Annotated in this window: 2 protein-coding genes and 1 pseudogene; all 3 read right to left on the bottom strand. The window is 36.4% G+C overall.

The genetic code is table 11. From position 1 onward, the window contains the following. Positions 1-105: 105 nt before the first annotated feature. Positions 106-396 (bottom strand): hypothetical protein, encoded by a 291-nt coding sequence (locus tag MVY38_RS10145; protein WP_297485834.1) that lies wholly within the window; start codon positions 394-396, stop codon positions 106-108. A gap of 38 nt (positions 397-434) precedes the next feature. Next, on the bottom strand, positions 435-1,610 hold the full coding sequence (locus MVY38_RS10140; protein WP_297485832.1) for a replication-associated recombination protein A: 1,176 nt from the start codon (positions 1,608-1,610) through the stop codon (positions 435-437). Between the two features lie 3 nt (positions 1,611-1,613). Next, positions 1,614-1,884, bottom strand: a pseudogene (locus MVY38_RS10135) (rRNA pseudouridine synthase); the annotation flags it as partial.

Here is a 1,884-nt window from a genome sequence, read left to right as displayed (position 1 = left end):
TTACTACTTCTTTGTTATAAGCTGTAACAACTGTTGCAATAATAATCACAAGCGCAAAAGAGACAACAATGCCCGTTATAAGATTTAATTTGCCTTTAATAGTCATTATCTCTCCCTACTTACTTTAAAGAGTTGCACAAGATTAATTTCATCAAAAAGTTCATAAAGATTTGCATCTCCTACTCTGATTTGAATATCAATATTGTCCTTTTGCACCAATTTTGTTAAATACCCAATAACTGATGATGTGATAGAGATAGAATCTTTAATAATGATAGTTATGTTTTTTGAACTAGCTACTAACTCCTCAAGAGTATCTTTTATTGTCTGATAATCTCCAATAGTTTTAATATTACCTGTAATAGTTACGCTGTTTCCTGATGTTACGATGTCCATTTTCAACCTTTAATTTTATTATGTTAGCATAGACGAACTTAAGATTTTATTGCTTGTAGCCACTCCTTCATCTTCTTTTCATACCCAATCTCTTTAAGTTCCACAAAATGCAGTGGCTCACTCAAATACTCTTGCTTGACATATCCCCCAAAATCATGTGGATAAAGATAACCCTCATTTTGCTGTGAAATATTTTTTGGAATTTCAAGAATTTTTCCATCTCGTACACTTTGCAGTGCTTTGTTAATCGCCAAATATGCTGCGTTTGACTTTGGCGAAGCACAAAGATAAATGACGGCTTGTGCTAAGATTATTCTCGCTTCTGGGTAGCCTATTTTACTAACACTTGTGAGTGTAGAGGTTGTGAGTGTGAGTGCTTGTGGGTTTGCATTTCCCACATCTTCACTCGCTAAGATTACCAAACGCCTAGCAATAAAGTCAGCACTCTCTCCACCCTCAATTAATCTAGCAAGATAGTAAATAGCAGCATCAGCATCACTGCCACGAATAGACTTAATCATGGCAGATGCCAAATCATAATGTACACCAGCTTCACTACTTCCAGCTTGCAGAGCATTTGGACGCAAAGATTTTAAAAGTGCAAGTGTTATTGTATTCGCTGCGTTTGAAGCAAACTCTAAAAGCTTTAACATGGCACGAGCATCACCACCACTACTTAAAACAAGGTACTCTTTTGCATCATCTTCTATCTCTACATCGCCCTTTAATATTGCACGCAGAAGTAAATTATATAAACTCTCATTTGAGATAGGTTTTAGTTCAAAAAGCATAGAGCGGGAACGAATGGCAGATGTTAAAGAGAAGAAAGGGTTTTCAGTTGAAGCACCTATAACTAACACGGAGTTGTTTTCCATAACAGGAAGCAGAACTTCTTGCTGATTTTTAGAGAGTCTATGAACCTCATCTATAAATATAAGTGGTTTTTGTAGGGCATTTTTGTACTGTTCAAATATTTTTCGTAGCTGTTCTATTTTGAGAGAAGTTGCATTTAGCTCATAAAAAGGGAGTTGCATACTCTTGGCAATAACCCTTGCCAATGATGTCTTTCCCACACCAGCAGGTCCATAAAAAAAGCTATGTCCAAGTGCCTCTTTTTCACAAAGTAAACGCAGTGGCACTCCCTCTTGCACTAAATGCTTTTGACCTACAATATCATCAAAATTAACAGGGCGTAAAAGGTGTGTAAAGTCCACTTTTTAATCTCTGTCTTGGTATCTTTGTTCTTCTTTTATGCGTCTTTTTTCTGCTTTTAAAAATTTATATAAAGCAGAGTATTCACTGCGTGTGAGGTATCGTGTTTTTCCTGTTGGCAGGTTATTTAACTCTATTTCAGCAAAACTAAGACGCTTCAAGTCGGCAACTTCAGCTCCAAAATGGGCAAAAAAACGGCGAAGCTCACGGTTTTGTCCCTCTTTGAGTGCTACTTTTAGTATGGAGTAATCAGGTCGATTTTTTTGAACTTTATAC

The organism is Sulfurimonas sp. (assembly GCF_027056685.1).
In the GTDB taxonomy this organism is placed as follows: Bacteria; Campylobacterota; Campylobacteria; order Campylobacterales; family Sulfurimonadaceae; genus Sulfurimonas.
The sequence above is the reverse complement of the archived record's forward strand: the minus strand, read 5'-3'. Positions and strand labels throughout refer to the sequence as shown.

Bases quoted from the DNA above. Each gene is read 5' to 3' on its own strand.
- MVY38_RS10145 (WP_297485834.1), bottom strand. From the start codon at position 396: ATGGACATCGTAACATCAGGAAACAGCGTAACTATTACAGGTAATATT.